General features: G+C 74.3%; 11 protein-coding genes. 4 read left to right on the top strand and 7 right to left on the bottom strand.

From position 1 onward, the window contains the following. Positions 1-45: 45 nt before the first annotated feature. The 3 genes from ABT048_RS20980 to ABT048_RS20995 form a co-directional block, all read right to left on the bottom strand. Entirely contained in the window at positions 46-897 is an 852-nt protein-coding gene (locus ABT048_RS20980; RefSeq protein ID WP_350522939.1) for a fumarylacetoacetate hydrolase family protein, read from the bottom strand. 274 nt (positions 898-1,171) lie between these two features. After that, positions 1,172-2,380: a serine/threonine-protein kinase gene (locus ABT048_RS20985; RefSeq protein ID WP_350522940.1), complete on the bottom strand. Its 1,209-nt coding sequence runs from the start codon at positions 2,378-2,380 to the stop codon at positions 1,172-1,174. Positions 2,381-2,683: 303 nt separating this feature from the next. Next, positions 2,684-4,609 carry a serine/threonine-protein kinase gene (locus ABT048_RS20995; protein WP_350522941.1) on the bottom strand — a complete coding sequence of 642 codons (1,926 nt, stop codon included), beginning with the start codon at positions 4,607-4,609 and terminating at the stop codon, positions 2,684-2,686. Positions 4,610-4,849: 240 nt separating this feature from the next. On the opposite strand from ABT048_RS20995, the gene ABT048_RS21000 reads away from it, so the two are divergent. After that, positions 4,850-7,129, top strand: a complete 2,280-nt coding sequence (locus ABT048_RS21000; RefSeq protein ID WP_350522942.1) for an FdhF/YdeP family oxidoreductase — start codon at positions 4,850-4,852, stop codon at positions 7,127-7,129. Positions 7,130-7,227: 98 nt separating this feature from the next. Here ABT048_RS21000 and ABT048_RS21005 read toward each other — a convergent pair whose 3' ends face one another. Continuing rightward, entirely contained in the window at positions 7,228-8,742 is a 1,515-nt protein-coding gene (locus tag ABT048_RS21005; RefSeq protein WP_350522943.1) for a C40 family peptidase, read from the bottom strand. A 368-nt stretch (positions 8,743-9,110) separates the two neighbouring features. Here ABT048_RS21005 and ABT048_RS21010 point away from each other — a divergent pair, with 368 nt between their 5' ends. Further along, positions 9,111-10,286 carry an inorganic phosphate transporter gene (locus ABT048_RS21010; RefSeq protein ID WP_350522944.1) on the top strand — a complete coding sequence of 392 codons (1,176 nt, stop codon included), beginning with the start codon at positions 9,111-9,113 and terminating at the stop codon, positions 10,284-10,286. A 26-nt stretch (positions 10,287-10,312) separates the two neighbouring features. Next, positions 10,313-10,564: a hypothetical protein gene (locus ABT048_RS21015; RefSeq protein WP_350522945.1), complete on the top strand. Its 252-nt coding sequence runs from the start codon at positions 10,313-10,315 to the stop codon at positions 10,562-10,564. A gap of 129 nt (positions 10,565-10,693) precedes the next feature. Here the strand turns inward: ABT048_RS21015 and ABT048_RS21020 are convergent, their stop codons facing one another. Next, positions 10,694-12,190 (bottom strand): MDR family MFS transporter, encoded by a 1,497-nt coding sequence (locus ABT048_RS21020; RefSeq protein WP_502894049.1) that lies wholly within the window; start codon positions 12,188-12,190, stop codon positions 10,694-10,696. 259 nt (positions 12,191-12,449) lie between these two features. Beyond that, the gene (locus ABT048_RS21025; RefSeq protein WP_350522947.1) at positions 12,450-12,899 is read right to left on the bottom strand and encodes a MarR family winged helix-turn-helix transcriptional regulator; all 450 of its coding nucleotides are present in this window, start codon (positions 12,897-12,899) and stop codon (positions 12,450-12,452) included. Positions 12,900-13,024: 125 nt separating this feature from the next. Between ABT048_RS21025 and ABT048_RS21030 the strand changes: the two genes are divergently transcribed. Beyond that, positions 13,025-14,071, top strand: a complete 1,047-nt coding sequence (locus tag ABT048_RS21030; protein ID WP_350522948.1) for an ABC transporter permease — start codon at positions 13,025-13,027, stop codon at positions 14,069-14,071. 146 nt (positions 14,072-14,217) lie between these two features. Here ABT048_RS21030 and ABT048_RS21035 read toward each other — a convergent pair whose 3' ends face one another. Continuing rightward, positions 14,218-15,432, bottom strand: coding sequence for an ROK family transcriptional regulator (locus tag ABT048_RS21035; RefSeq protein WP_350522949.1), 1,215 nt, complete (start codon positions 15,430-15,432; stop codon positions 14,218-14,220). Between the last annotated feature and the right edge of the window lie 8 nt (positions 15,433-15,440).

Below are 15,440 nucleotides of genomic sequence, written 5' to 3' on the forward strand. Positions count from 1 at the left end.
GACCGGGCCCGGCCGTCCTCGGCAGGGACCGGGCGGCCGCCCGCGTCAGGCCTTGCCCAGCACCTGACGCTGGCGGCCGAGGCCGTCGATCTCGATCTCGACGACGTCGCCCGGAGCGAGGAACGGCGTGCCCGGGCGGCCCAGGGTGACCCCGGCCGGAGTGCCGGTGATGACGACGTCCCCGGGCTCCAGCACCATGAACCGGCTCGCGTAGCGGACCAGTTCGAGCACCGGGAAGATCATCTCGGCAGTGCTGCCGGACTGCCGCTGCTCGCCGTTGACCCAGAGCCGCAGCGCCAGGCCCTGCGGGTCCGCCACCTCGTCGGCGGTGACCAGCCAGGGCCCGAGCGGGGTGAAGGTCTCCGCCGACTTGCCCTTGTCCCACTGGCCGCCGCGCTCGAACTGGAAGGCCCGCTCGGTGACGTCGTTGGCGATCGTGTAGCCGGCGATCACCTCGGCGGCCTCGGCGTGCGAGTCCAGGTAGCGGGCGGTACGGCCGATCACCACGGCCAGCTCGGCCTCGTAGTCGGTCTTCTCGCCGCCGCGCGGCACCAGCACCTCGTCGTACGGGCCGACCACCGTGGAGCTCGGCTTGAGGAAGATCACCGGCTCGTCCGGGATCGCGGCCCCGGCCTCGGCCGCGTGGTCGCGGTAGTTGAGCCCGATCCCGACGACCTTGCCCGGGCGGGCCACCGGCGCGCCCACGCGCTGCCCGGCCAGGTCCACCACCGGCAGGACGCCGGCGGCCACGTCCCGGGCCAGCGCGGCCGGGTCCAGCCCGGCCAGGAAGGCCCCGTCGAGGTCGCGGGCCCGCCCGGAGAGGTCGTACGCGGTACCGTCCTCGCCCAGGACGACCGGGCGCTCGGCGCCCGGGGGTCCGACGCGCAGGAGCTTCATCGATCCGTCACCAGCCTTTCGTCGCAGCTCACGGGGCGGTTCGGACACCGCACCCGAGTCCGGCAACGAGGTATACCAACGCGCCGGGGCGGCGGACCAGACCGTCCCGATGGGCGAAATCCTCCCGGTTCCGGTCGCGGCCCGGGGCCCGGATCGGGTGGCCGCACGGTTGACATCGGGGCCCGGGTCGGCAGCGCCCTTGCCTTCGCCTTCGCCACCACCTCCGCCACAGCCGCCACCGCCTCCGTCACCGCCCGACCGGGCCGGGGGCGCCTCAGCCGGCCTGGGCGCCGCCGAGAAGCTCCCCCAGGCTCAGCGCGCGCGGCCGGCCCGGGCCGAGCCGGGCGACCTCCCGCTGCCAGTGCGCGAGGTCCCGCCGGGCGTCGGCCCAGGCCTCCGGGGCGGCGCCCGGCGCCCGGGTCAGCTCGGTCAGCAGGGCGACCGCCGCACCCGGGCTGCCGTCCCGGGCGAGCCAGAGGGCCAGGTCGTGGCAGGTGCGCAGGGTGCGCGGATCGCTCGGGCCGCAGATCCGGGCGAAGTCGGGGACGAGCGCGGTGAGGATCTCCACCGCCTCGGCCGGCTCGCCCGCCGTGCCGTACTGCCAGGCGCGGTCGGCCCGCTTGCGCAGCTGGTCCGGGCTGGGGTCGCCCGGGCCCAGCATCCCGGGGCGGACGGCGCGCAGCCGCTCCAGGACCTCGGCGGCGCTGGACGGCCGGTCCGCGGGCCGCTTGGCGAGCAGCTCGGCGACCAGGTCGGCCAGCGCCGGGTCCTTGCTGCGCACCCGCGGCGGGACCTCCTCCAGGTGCTTGTACATGTACTCGGTGGGCTGCGCGGCACGGAAGGGCCGCTCGCCGGTGCAGACCTGGTACAGCATGACGCCGAGCGCGTAGAGGTCGGCCCGGCCGTCCACCGGGCCGCCGGACCAGCACTCGGGCGCGAGGTACGGGACGGTGCCGATCACGTTGCCGGTGGAGGTGAGCCGGACGGTCTGGGTGACCAGCCGGGCGATGCCGAAGTCCAGGACCTTGGCCCGCTCCCCGTCCCGCACGATCATCACGTTCTCGGGCTTGATGTCCCGGTGCACGACGTCCGAGCGGTGCGAGGCGTCCAGCGCCTTGCAGACGTGCCGCATCCAGCGCAGCGCCTTCGCGTGGTCCGGCAGGCCGTCCTTGAGCACGTCGGACAGCGCCTCGCCGAGGACCAGCTCCATCACCAGGTAGGGGATCCGCCCGGAGCCGGCCGCCGTCCACCCGTAGTCGTACACGGTGACGATGTGCGGGTTGTTGAGGCCGCCGGCCGTCCTGGCCTCGCTGACGAACCGGCTGACCGCCTCCTGGTCGGTGGCGTGTTCGGCGAGCAGCACCTTGACCGCGACCTGCCGGTCGATGGTCGTGTCGGTCGCGCGCCAGACCACGCCGAAGCCGCCCCGGCCCAGCCGCTCCTCCAGCCGGAAGCGACCGCCGAGCACCTCGTCCTTCTCCATGCCCTCCCCCAACTCGACCGCGCCCGCCCGGGGTTCACGTCGGAGGGTCACCATAGCGGCGGGCGGGGACGAACGGGTGAACGGTCGGCTGCTCGACCCGGCCCTGGGCGGCACCCCGCACCCGCGCCCGCGCCGCGCTCGGCCCGCACACCGGCCTGCGCTCGGCCGCCGCCTTCGCCCGCCCGCGCACCGACGCCCCGGGTTTCCGGCAGAACGACGCGGCCGCCCGGGCGCTGCTGCGGGCGCCGGCCGCGCTCCCGGCCGCGGCACCGGCGGCCTGAGCACGTGGCCTGAGCACGCGGCCTACGGCCCGAAGATCTCCTCCACCAGGTCCTCGTCCGAGACGTGGTCCGGGGCCTGGAACACCACGTCCGCGACGCCCTTCAGGCCGATCCCGCGGTCCAGCGCGGCCATGCAGGCCCGGGCCTCCTCGTCGGTGGCGAAGTCCCAGACCCGGAGCCGGCGCACCAGCACCAGCGCCTCCATCGGGCTCATCCTCGGTGCCCGGCGCCGGTGCGGGCCGCCCGCGCCGCGGCGGCCCGACTGGGCGAGCCGCTGCTGGTAGCCGGCCAGGTCCTGCCAGGCCTGGACGGTGCTCGGGTGGTGCTCGCCCAGCACCCGGGCGAGGTCCGGCAGCAGGCCGTGCAGTTCGAGCACGGCGCCCTGCAGGTCGTCCCGGTTGGCCCGGTGCACCGCGAGGTCGTGCCGGGCCTTCAGGACGCGGGTGTCCTGCGGGCCCCAGACGGCGTGCAGGTCGGGCAGCAGCTCGCACAGCAGCCGGATCGCGGTGACCGCCGCGCCGCTCTCGCCGACGCACCAGACCAGGTGGTAGCGGGCGCCGAGGGTGTCCGGGTCGTGCGGGCCGAGCGCCGAGCGCATGTCGTCGACGACGCTCGTCAGCAGTCGGATCGCGCCGTCCAGGTCCCCGGTGCGGCTGAGGTACCAGGTGAAGTCCCGCCAGGTGCCGAGGGTGTCGCGGTCGCTCGCGCCGAGCGCGGCCACGCATTCCTGGGCGACCGCCTGCAGCTGGATCGCCGACTCCCCGGCCGTCGCCGCCCGGTACGCGGCGGACCGCCGCTCGCGCAGCGCGGCCCGTACGGCGTCCGGCGGCGACGCGGCGAGCACCGGCGGCGTGGTCAGCGGCGACAGCACCGACGGGGGCGTGCCCGGCACGGCCGGCGGCGCGGCCGGCGGGGCCACGGGGGCCACCGGGGGCGCGGCCGGCGGCGCGACCGGGGGCGCAGCGGGCGGGGGCACCGCAGGCGGCGCGGGAGGCGCGGGAGGCACCACCGGTCCGACCGGCGCCACCGCGTCGACCGGCGCGACGGCCTCGGCCGGGGCCCGGTCCACCACCGTCGGCACCGCCGCCACCGACCCGGCCCCAGCCCCGGCGACCGGCGCCGCGGCCAGCTCGGCCAACCGCCGCTCGACCGCCCGGGCGTCGGCCGGACGGTCCGCCGGGTCCTTCGCCAGCAGCTCCGCGACCAGCCCGGCCACCTGCGGCGGCAGCCCGAACTGCGCCGGATCCAGCGCCGGGGGCGCCTCGTTGAGGTGCTGGTACATCAGCACCGGCGTCGAGTCCCCGCCGAACGGCCTTGCCCCGGTGAAGAGTTCGACCAGCACGCAGCCGAGCGCGTACAGGTCGGCCCGGCCGTCCACCCGGCCGCCGGTCCACCGCTCGGGCGCCATGTACGCCGGGCTGCCGACGATCGTCCCGGTGGTGGTCAGCCCGCCCGCGCCGGTGTCCAGCTGGGCGATGCCGAAGTCCAGCACCTTCAGGTGCCCGGCATCGGTGATCATCACGTTGTCCGGCTTGATGTCCCGGTGCACCATGCCCGCGTCGTGCGCCGCCGCCAGCGCGCCGCTGATCTGGCGCCCCCAGCGCAGGCCGAGCGCGGGCTCGGGCAGCCCCTCGCGCAGCACCTCGGTCAGGGTGCGGCCGGTGAGCAGCTCCATCACCAGGAAGGTGACCTCCCGGTCGCCGACCTCGCACTGGCCGAGGTCGTGGACGGTGACGATGTGCGGGTGCGACAGGTTGCCGGCCGCGCAGGCCTCCCGCACGAACCGCAGCGCCGCCTTCGCCTGGTCGCCACCGTGGTGCCCGATGACCTTGACCGCCACCGGCCGCCGCATCCGGGCGTCCTGGGCCCGCCACACCACTCCGAAACCGCCCTGGCCGAGCTTCTCCACCAGCTCGTACCGGCCGTCCAGGACGTCACCGACTCGCACGCGCCCCTCCCCCATCCGCCATGACGCACAGGACTCTACCGACGCCGTCCACCGCCCCGGCCCGTGGCCTCCCGCCGCTCCCCGTCGCCGTCCGCCCGACCACCGCACCGGTGCCCCGGCCCGCACCGGAACCCGCCCCTCCGAGGCCCCTCCCCCCGCCCGCGGCCAGGTGCGAGGATGGGCACCGGGCCCCGCGACGGCGCGGACGGCCCGCACCGGCAGAACCCGAGGAGCCCAGTCATGGCCAAGCAGGCCCCGCAGAGCGACCCGGCGCAGGACGCACCCGAGGTGTCCGCGCCCCAGCACGCGGCCGCCGGGCTGCCCGCCGTCGGCCACAGCCTGCGGATGGCCGCCGAGCAGATGGGCCCCCTGCGCACCCTCGCCACCCTGCGCAAGGTCAACCAGCCGGACGGCTTCGACTGCCCGGGCTGCGCCTGGCCCGAGCCGGACAAGACGCACACCGCCGAGTTCTGCGAGAACGGCGCCAAGGCCGTCGCCGAGGAGGCCACCGAGCGCCGGATCCGGGCCGAGTTCTTCGCCGCCCACCCGGTCGCCGACCTCGCCGAGCGCTCCGGCTACTGGCTCGGCCAGCAGGGCCGGCTCACCCAGCCGATGCTGCTCGACGAGGGCGCCACCCACTACACCCCGGTCTCCTGGGACGACGCCTTCGCGCTGATCGCCGAGGAGCTGCGCGCCCTGGACACCCCGGACGGCGCCGCCTTCTACACCTCCGGCCGCACCAGCAACGAGGCCGCCTTCGCCTACCAGCTGTTCGCCCGCCGGCTCGGCACCAACAACCTGCCGGACTGCTCCAACATGTGTCACGAGTCCTCCGGCTCGGCCCTCACCGAGACGCTCGGCGTCGGCAAGGGCAGCGTCAGCCTCAAGGACCTCTACCAGGCCGATCTGATCATCGTGGCGGGCCAGAACCCGGGCACCAACCACCCCCGGATGCTCTCCGCCCTGGAGCGCGCCAAGCGGGCCGGCGCCACCATCGTCAGCGTCAACCCGCTGCCCGAGGCCGGCCTGGAGCGGTTCAAGAACCCGCAGCACGCCCGCGGGCTGGTCGGCCACGGCACCAAGCTGACCGACCTCTTCCTGCAGATCCGCCTCGGCGGCGACCTCGCGCTGTTCCGCGCGCTCAACCGGATCGTGCTGGAGGCGGACGGCGTCGACGGCGCCTTCGTCGCCGAACACTGTCACGGCTTCGAGGAGTTCGAAGCCCAGGCCCGGAAGACCGACCGGGACGAGGTGCTCGCCGCCACCGGCCTGCCCTGGGAGCAGATCGAGGAGCTCGGCCGCCTGGTGCTGGGCTCGAAGAAGATCATCGTCTGCTGGGCGATGGGCCTCACCCAGCACAAGCACGCCGTCCCCACCATCCGCGAGGTGGTCAACTTCCTGCTGCTGCGCGGCAACGTCGGCCGCCCCGGCGCCGGGGTCTGCCCGGTGCGCGGGCACAGCAACGTCCAGGGCGACCGGACGATGGGCATCTTCGAGCGCCCGAGCAAGGCCTTCCTCGACGCGCTGGAGAACGAGTTCGGCTTCGAGCCGCCGCGCGAGCACGGCCTCGACTCGGTGGACACCATCCGCGCGATGCGCGACGGCAAGGTCAAGGTCTTCTTCGCGATGGGCGGCAACTTCGTCGCGGCCACCCCGGACACCGAGGTCACCGAGGCCGCGATGCGCCGCTGCCGGCTGACCGTCCACGTCTCCACCAAGCTCAACCGCTCGCACGTGGTCACCGGCGCCCGCGCCCTGATCCTGCCCACCCTCGGCCGCACCGACCGGGACGTCACCGGCTCCGGCGCCCAGTTCGTCAGCGTCGAGGACTCGATGGGCCAGGTCCACGCCTCGCGCGGCGGCCTGCGCCCGCCGGCGCCCGGCCTGCTCTCCGAGACCGCGATCGTCTGCCGCCTCGCGCGCACCGTCCTCGGCCCGCGGGACACCGTGCCGTGGGAGGACTTCGCCACCGACTACGACACCCTGCGCGACCGGATCGCCCGCGTCGTCCCGGGCTTCGCGGACTACAACGAGAAGGTCCGTCGCCCCGGCGGCTTCACCCTCCCGCACGGCCCCCGCGACTCCCGCACCTTCCCCACCGCGACCGGCCGGGCCAACTTCACCGTCAACCCGATGACCGCCCCCGAGGTGCCGCCGGGCCGGCTGCTCCTGCAGACGCTGCGCTCCCACGACCAGTACAACACCACGATCTACGGCCTCGACGACCGCTACCGCGGCATCAAGGGCGGCCGCCGCGTGGTGCTGGTCAACCCCGCCGACGCCGCCGACCTGGGCCTCACCGACGGCGGGTACGTCGACCTGGTCAGCGAGTGGAAGGACGGCGTCGAGCGCCGCGCCCCGCACTTCCGCGTCGTCCACTACCCCGTCGCCCGTGGCGGAGCGGCGGCCTACTACCCCGAGACCAACGTCCTGGTCCCGCTGGACTCCACCGCCGACATCAGCAACACCCCGACCTCCAAGGCCGTGGTGATCCGCTTCGCCGCCGACACCGGCGAGTGACCCCGGGGCCGCGCGCTCCCGCCCGGCCCCGCTCCGCGAACGCGAAGGCCGCCCGACGTCCGAGGACGTGGGGCGGCCTTTCGCGTCGGGCCCGAGGGTCAGTGGGTCGGCGTGCCCAGCGGCAGCGTCGCCGTGGCCGAGCCCGTCCGGCTCGGGGTGCCGGCCGGGGTCCCCGTCGGGGTTCCCGTGCCAGTAGGGGCGGGCGTGGTCGGGGTGCCGGTCGGCGTACCGGGACCGGTCGGGGTGCCGGTCGGGGTCTGGGTCGGTGCCGGCGTGCCGGTGCCCGACGGCGTCCCCGGGTCGGTCGGGGTGCCGGTCCCGCCCGGCGTGGTCGGCGGCTCGGTCGGGGTGGTCGGCGCGGTCGGCGTGCCGGTGGGCTGGCCCGGGGTGGTGACCGGCGGAGTCGTCGGGCCGCCGGTGGCCGGCGGCGTCGGCTTGGTCGGGCTCGGCGCGATCGGCGTCACGGAGTCCCAGCCGGCCGGCAGGTCGGGCACCTTCCAGGCACCGCCCGCGTCGTCGGCCCCGGCGGACGGGTCCGGCCGGACGGCCCCGAGGATCGGCATCGATCCGATCGGCGACACCTTGATGAACGCCCCCGGTCGCGGGGCCTGCACGATCAGCCCGCCGCCGATGTACATCCCGACGTGCGAGGCGTCCTGGAAGTAGATGACCAGGTCACCGGGCCGCAGCTGGTTCAGCGCCACGTGCGGCAGCTGCGCCCACTGCTCCTGGCTGGTGCGCGGGATCGCCTTGCCGGCGTGCAGCCAGGCCTGCGAGGTGAGCCCGGAGCAGTCGTAGGAGTCCGGTCCGATGCCGCCCCACAGGTACGGCTTGCCGACCTGCGCCAGCGCGAAGGCCACGGCCCCGCGCCCCTGCTGCGAGGGCGTGCGCTCGCCCTTGCCGAGCGCTCCGGAGGCGAGGAACGCGAGCTGCGCCTCGTCCGCCTTCGCCTTCTCCAGCTGCTCCAGCTCGGCCCGCTGCGCGCCCGTCAGCGAGGAGACCACCTGCTCGACCGAGGTGAGGTCGGCGGCCACCTTGGCCTTGGCGGCCTCCTGCTGGGCGACCAGCCCCTGGGAGGTCTTCAGGGCCTCCTCGTTCTGCTTCTTCAGCCCGTCGAGCGCGTCCCGGTCGCTCTTCAGCCGGTCCAGGAACTCCGACTGCGAGCGGCTGGCCGAAGCGAGCAGCTCGGCGATGACGACCGCCTCGTACGGGTCCTTGGAGAGCAGCAGTTCGGCGTACGCGGAGGCGGCGCCGTTGCGGTACTGCGCGGCGGCGAGCTGCGCGGCTATGTCGGTGCCGGTGTCGACCTGCTTCTGCTGGCGCTCCAGCCTGCCCTGCAGGTCGGTGAGGGAGGCCTGCTGCTCGGCGATCTTGGCCACCGTGCCGTTGTACTGCTCGGTGGCGGCCTCGGCGCTCTGGTAGAGCGTGTGCAGCTGGTCGAGCAGCGGCCCGAGGGTGGCCTTGGCGGCGGCGAGCGGGTCGGAGCCGGTGACGACCGCGCCGGCTCCCGGGTCGGGCGCCGCCCAGGCGGCGCCGGCGGCGACCGGCAGGGCGAGTGCGGCGGCCGCGAGGACGGCTCCGCAGCGCAGGGCCGCCCGTACCCAGGGACGCACTCCTGACGTCTCCGTTCGCTGTGCAGCCCCGCCCATGGGTTGGTCCTCCCCGCCCGTGCCCTGTCCCGGTCTCCCGGATCCCGCAGATCCTCCCACGGGTTACTCGCCGGAAACAGGGCGCACGCGGACCGGGAGGTTAATTCTCGATTGATCTGTGAGACAGCTCTCACCAAACCGGAATGAACCGGGGCGATCTTCGCTAATGTCCAGTTCAGCACCCCCTGGGCCACCCTAACGAAAGCTCAAAGTCACCCCGAGGCAACCATCGGAACCACGATTCGGGGTCCAGTTCACCTTCCGTTTACCCAGCCGACCTACGGTCGCGACGTCATCAACGTCCGTGCGACAACTACGACGATTGTTTGGGTATGGAACACATCTCGTTCCTGGTGGCCGTTGTGATCATCACGGCGCTCGCCTTCGACTTCACCAACGGGTTCCACGACACCGCCAACGCGGCCGCCACCGCGATCGCGACCGGAGCCCTCCGCCCGAAGGTCGCGGTCACCATCGCGGCCGTCCTCAACTTCGCGGGCGCGTTCCTGTCCGTGAAGGTCGCCACCACCATCTCCGGCGGCATCGTCAACGAGAAGGCCGGGATCCACCCCGAGATCATCTTCGCCGCACTGGCCGGAGCGATCCTCTGGAACCTGCTGACCTGGCTGCGCGGCCTGCCGTCCAGCTCCTCGCACGCACTGTACGGCGGCCTGATCGGCGCCACGATCGTCGGCGTCGGCATGAACGGCGTCAACTTCGACACCGTCGTCACCAAGATCATCATCCCGGCGGTGGCCTCCCCGCTCGTCGCCGGCCTGGCCTCCTGGGGCGCCACGAAGCTGGCCTACGCGATCACCCGCAAGGGCGACCACGCGGCCACCGAGAAGGGCTTCAAGACCGGCCAGATCTTCTCGTCCTCGCTGATCTCGCTCGCGCACGGCACCAACGACGCCCAGAAGACGATGGGCATCATCACCCTGACCCTGGTCTCGGTCGGCGCCCTGCCGCACGGCGCGCTGCCCCCCACCTGGGTGATCGTCTCCGCGGGTGCCGCGATCGCGCTCGGCACCTACATGGGCGGCTGGCGGATCATCCGCTCGATGGGCAAGGGCCTGGCCGACATCCGGCCGCCGCAGGGCTTCGCCTCCGAGTCGGCCGCCGCGACCGTCATCCTGACCTCCTCGCACATGGGCTTCGGCCTCTCCACCACCCAGGTCTGCTCCGGCGGCATCATGGGTGCCGGCCTCGGCGGCCCGAAGGGCGAGCTGCGCTGGAGCCTGGTCCGCCGCATGGTCTACACCTGGGGCCTGACCCTCCCGGCCGCCGCCGTGGTCTCCGGCGGCGCGGCCCTGCTGGCCGAGCAGGGCACCTGGGGCATCGTCCTGGTCGGCGCCGCGCTGGTGGCCGGTTCGGGCGCGATGTGGCTGATCTCCCGCCGCCAGCCGGTCGGCGCGGACAACGTCAACGACGTCACCCCGGTCGAGGTCGCACCGACCGCGGCCACCTCGAACGTCCCCACCCCCGCCTCGACCACGGTCGCGGCCTGAGCGCCGCCGGCTGAGGAGCACTCACCATGCACATCAAGTGGAACGCCCTGGCCCAGACCGCCGGCTTCAGCTTCGGCATCACCGTCGCCGTCGTCGCCGTCTTCGCGCTCGGCATCCTGGCGCTGTCCCGCCGCGAGGCCGCGCTGAGCGCCGCCCGCGAGGGCGGCAGCGCCCCGGCTTCCGGCGGCGGCAAGCTGGCCCTGGCCGGCGCGTACGCCTGCTTCGCGGTCTGCGCCGCGGCCGTCGGCTACGGCCTGTCGCTGATCGCCGGTCACTAGCGACCGGCGGGGCCGACGCGAAGGGGCCGGGGAGTGCGCACTGCACTCCCCGGCCCCTTCGCGTATCCCGACGTCCGGCCGGTCCTCCCGGCGGTCCGGTCCTCCCGGCCGATCAGCCCTCCTGGGCGGTCAGTTCTCCTGGGTGGTCTTCAGCGCCGTCTCCCGGATGAACAGCACGGTGACGAAGGCCAGCGCCGCGGAGGGCGCGGCCCACAGGAAGACGGTGCCGACGCCGTGGCCGAAGGCGTCCGTCACCAGCGGGACGATCGGGGCGGGCAGCCTGTGCAGGTCCGGGATGCCGCCGCCGGCCGCCGCGTGCCCGGCCGGGACGTGCGCGGCGGCCAGGTTCTCCGCCAGGTAGTGGCCGACCTTGTTCGTCATCAGCGCGCCGAGCGCGGAGACGCCCATCGCGCCGCCCATGGTGCGGAAGAAGGTGACCACCGAGCTGGCCGCGCCGAGCTCGTGCCGGGGCACCGTGTTCTGCACCGCGAGCACCAGGTTCTGGCTGGTCAGGCCGAGACCGATGCCGGTGATCGCCATGTAGAGGGAGAGCAGCCCGTAGTCCGTGTCGGCCCGGGCGGTGCCGAGCAGGGCGAAGCCGACCGCGAGCAGCGCGGTGCCGGCGACGAGGTAGGCCTTCCACTTGCCGTACTTGGTGATCAGCCGGCCGGCGACGGCCGAGGAGACGGCCAGGCCGAGGATCATCGGCAGGGTCATCAGGCCGGCCGTGGTCGGGGACTTGGCGCGGGCCAGCTGGAAGTACTGGCTGAGGAAGGTGGTCGCGCCGTACATCCCGACGCCGACCAGCACGCTGGCGAGGGCGGCCAGGGTGACGGTGCGGTACCTGAAGAGGTCCGGCGGGATGATCGGCTCGGCGGCGCGGCGCTCGACCACGACGGCCAGCGCGCCCAGCACCAGGCCGCCGCCGACCATGGCCGCGGTCTGCCAGGACAGCCACGCGTAGTTCTTGCCGGCCAGCGTGATCCAGATCATCAGCAGGCTGACCGCGGCGGTGATGACCAGCGCGCCCAGGTAGTCGATCTTCGCCTTGCGCTTGACCACCGGCAGCTTGAGGGTCCGCTGGACGACCACGATCGCGGCCAGCGCGAACGGGATGCCGACGTAGAAGCACCAGCGCCAGCCCAGCCAGGAGGTGTCCACGATGACGCCGCCGATCAGCGGGCCGCCGATGGTGGCCAGCGCGAAGACCGCGCCGAAGTAGCCGCTGTACCGGCCGCGCTCGCGCGGCGGGACCATCGCGGCCAGGCAGATCTGGCCCAGTGCGACGACACCGCCGGCGCCGATGCCCTGCAGCGCGCGGCAGGCGATCAGCTCACCGGTGTTCTGCGAGAGGCCGGCCAGGGCGGAGGTCGCGATGTAGATCAGCAGGGCGATCTGCAGCAGCAGCTTCTTGCTGGCGAGGTCGGAGAGCTTGCCCCAGATCGGGGTGGAGGCGGTGAGGGTGAGCAGGGCCGCGGTGATCACCCAGGTGTAGGCGGACTGGCCGCCGTGCAGGTCGGCCAGGATGTGCGGCAGGGCGTTGGAGACGACGGTCGAGGAGAGCACGGCCACGAAGAGGCCGAGCAGCAGGCCGGAGAGCGCCTCCATCACCTGCCGGTGGGTCATCTGTCGGTCGTCGACGGCGGCGGCACTGCCGCTCACCGCCTCGGTGGTCACGGTCATCTGGGTCCTTCGGCGCAGGCGTGCGGGATACGCGCATCATGAAAGTTCGTTGCCTTAAGCAACCATAAGAGGAGATGGTTGAATTAGGCAACTTTCTTCAAGGGCGGGTAAAGGCCCGCACCACGGGCCCCGGCCCCACCTGCCCGCGGGCCCCGGTCACACCCGTGCGCGGGCCCCGGTCACACCTGCCCGCGGGCCCCGGTCACTCGGCCGACGGCTCCCCCAGGACGTCGTTGAAGCGGCGCAGCAGATCCGCGAAGCGGACCACGTCGTCCGGCGACCAGCCGCCCATCACCTCGCGCACCCGTCGCATCCGGACGTCCCGGGCGGCCAGGTAGCGCCGCCGCCCGTCCTCGGTCAGCGACACCAGCGCGGCCCGGCGGTCCAGCAGGTCGGCCTCCCGGGCCACCAGCCCGAGCTCCTCCAGGGCCCGGATCTGCCGGCTCACCGTCGCCTTGCCCACTGCGAAGTGCACGCCGACGTCGGTCACCCGGACCCGCCCGGCCTGCTCGATGTAGCCGAGCATGCTGTACGCCATGCCCTCCAGTCCGGGGTGCACCCGGCGTGAGAGTTCCGCCACTCTGGCCCGGCCCCGCCGGAACATCAGCGCGACCTCTCGCTCCACCGCCACCAGGGCTTCCTCGTCGCTCACCGCGTCAGTATCGCCCAGTGGCACCGGCCAGCCCCGCGCGCGGGAGGTGCCACGAGCCAACTACTTCATGGTATGAAGTATCGGCTCTGAAGATCCGTTTTCCTCCGTTACGCAAGGAGATGTCGATGGCAGCCCCTGGGCAGGGTTTCGTCGCCGAACTGAAGAGCGCGGTCACACCGCGCGCGGCACTGCTCGTGATCGGAGTGCTGCTCCTCCAGCTCGGCTTCATCACCTCCTACATCGGGGCGCTGCACAAGCCCGCCCCGCACAACCTCTCCATCGCGGTGGTCGCCCCGCCGCAGGTCACGCCCAAGCTGGTCGGCGCACTGGAGGCGGTCCCGAACGACGCCGTCAAGGCCGTCACCGCGCCGGACGCCGAGACCGCGACCGCGCAGATCAAGGACCAGAAGATCTACGCCGCGTGGGTCGTGAACCCGACCGGCACCGAGGACACCCTGCTGGTCGGCGGCGCCCGCGGCCCGTCCGCCGCCAAGGCCGCCGAGAGCATCACCACCGCGATCGACCAGACCCAGGGCCGTACGGTCAAGGTCCAGGACGTCGTGCCGCTCGCCAAGGGCGACACCAACGGCCTGTCCTCCTTCTACCTGGTGATCGGCTGGTGCGTCGGCGGCTACCTGGTCGCCTCGATCCTCGGCATCAGCGCGGGCTCCAAGCCGGCCAACGCCCACCGCCTGCTGATCCGCCTGGGCGTCCTGGCGCTCTACTCGGTCGCGGCCGGCATCGGCGGCACGATCATCGCCGGACCGGTGCTGGACGCCCTGCCCGGCTCGATCCTCGCCCTGTCCGCCGTCGGCGCCCTGGTGGTCTTCTCGGTCGGCGCGTTCACCATGGCGCTGCAGTGCCTGTTCGGGATCATCGGCATCGGCATCGCGGTGCTGGTCTTCGTCGTCCTGGGCAACCCGAGCGCGGGCGGGGTCTACCCGGCGCCGATGATGCCGCCGTTCTGGCGGGCCATCGGTTCGGTGATCCCGAACGGCGCCGGCACCAGCGTCACCAAGTCGATCGCCTACTTCGACTCGACCAACCTGGGGATGCCGGTCCTGGTCCTGGTGATCTGGGCCCTGGTCGGCATCGGCATCGCCTTCCTGGCCGTCCTGCGCGGCCCCCGTGCCGAGCAGCCCGAGCGCGAGCCCGTCAGCGTCGAGGCCTGATCCTCCCCGCTCCCCGGCAGCACCGAGCCCCCGGCCCCACCGGCCGGGGGCTCGGCCCGTTCCGGCGCCGGCTCGGTCCGTTCCGGCGCGTTCCGGCGCGTTCCGGGCGGGGCAGCCCGTTCCGGGCGGGCGGGCCGTACGGAGGGTCAGCCGACCGAGAGCATCCCCGGGTCGGCGACGATGGCGCGCACGACGCTCACCGCCGCACCCGACAGCGGGCCGCGGCGGCCCAGCCGGGAGACGGTCAGCCGGTCCTCGGCCCACGGCCGGACGGTGACCCGGGCGGCCAGCTCGGTGCGCATGGCGGGGAGCAGCCAGGGCGCCAGCCGGGCGTAGCCGCCGCCCAGGACGACCTCGGCCGGGTCCAGCAGGTTCACCGCGCCGGCGGCCGCGATGCCGAGCGCCGACCCGGCGCCGGCCAGGGCCGCCCGGGCCGCCCGCTCGCCGGCCGCGGCCCGCTCGGCGAGCAGCGTCACCCAGTCGCCCCGGGCGCCGGACAGGCCGGCCGCCGCCAGCACCGCCGCCTCGCCCGCGTACTGCTCCAGGCAGCCGTGCGCCCCGCAGGCGCAGCGGGGTCCGTCGGGGCGGACCGGTACGTGGCCGAACTCGCCCGCGTGGCCGCGCGCGCCGCGCAGCAGCCGCCCGCCGACCACGATCGCGGCGCCTACCCCGGCCTCGGCGGAGACGTAGAGGAAGTCCTCCGGGCCGTCGCCCAGCCAGCGCTCGGCCAGCCCGCCGAGGTTGGCCTCGTTGTCGGCCTCGACCGGCAGCTCGGCCAGGCCGTCCGCGGCCGGTCGCAGGGCCGCGCGCAGTTCGGCGGCCACCGGGACGTCCTGCCAGCCCAGGTTGGCGGCGTGCTGCAGCACCGCGCCGGAGTCGCCGACCAGTCCGGGCACGGCCAGGGTGAGTCCGGCCGGGCGCAGGCCCGCCTCGGCGACGACCGCGCGCAGCAGCTGCGCGAGGTCGGCCATGACGGCGGCGGGCTCCCGGCCGCGGTTGGAGATCTCCCGGCGCCGCGAGGCGCGGACCTCGCCGCGCAGGTCGACCACGCAGGCGCCCAGGTGGCGGACGCCGATCTCGGCGCCGAGTCCGCCGGGGCCGAGCGGGTTGAGTCCGAGCGCGGTGCCGGGGCGGCCGACCTTGCCGCTGGGCGCGGCGGGGCCCGCCTCGACCACCAGGCCGGCGGCGATCAGCTGTTCGGCGAGCGAGGAGACCGCGGCCCTGGTCAGTCCGGTCTCGGCGGCCACCTCGGCGCGGGAGCGCGGGCCGCGCGCGATCACCCCGAGCACCAGCGCCAGGTTGGCCCGGCGCATGCCCTGCTGGCTGGCGGGCCCGGTCCGGACACCGTCCGGTTCGTGCATCAGGCTCA

Source organism: Kitasatospora sp. NPDC096140 (genome assembly GCF_040303045.1).
Taxonomy (GTDB): Bacteria; Actinomycetota; Actinomycetes; order Streptomycetales; family Streptomycetaceae; genus Kitasatospora.